The following is a 214-nucleotide window of genomic DNA, read 5'->3' as shown; positions in this document are numbered from 1 at the left end:
GCTAATTTGCTTACTCCTACAGATAATGAGCCTAAACCGCCTGTTACTTGACTTGAACCGTCCGCTAATTGATTTATTCCACCTGCCATTTGATTTGCTCCTACAGATAATTGACCTAATCCTGCTGTCACTTTTCCAGAGCCACTTTGTAATTGCGTTACTCCATCAATTAATTGAACTGATCCATCTTTTAATTTATCGGCACCTATTTTTG

Annotated in this window: 1 protein-coding gene; it reads right to left on the bottom strand. The window is 38.8% G+C overall.

Going from position 1 to position 214, the window contains the following annotated elements:
* Positions 1-214: hypothetical protein (locus MR083_RS27595; RefSeq protein ID WP_242270152.1), on the bottom strand; the 214-nt coding region annotated here is incomplete at both ends.

Origin of the sequence: Bacillus cereus group sp. BfR-BA-01408, assembly GCF_022663305.1 — a bacterium.
GTDB classification, from domain to species: Bacteria; Bacillota; Bacilli; order Bacillales; family Bacillaceae_G; genus Bacillus_A; species Bacillus_A pacificus.
The sequence above is the reverse complement of the archived record's forward strand: the minus strand, read 5'-3'. Positions and strand labels throughout refer to the sequence as shown.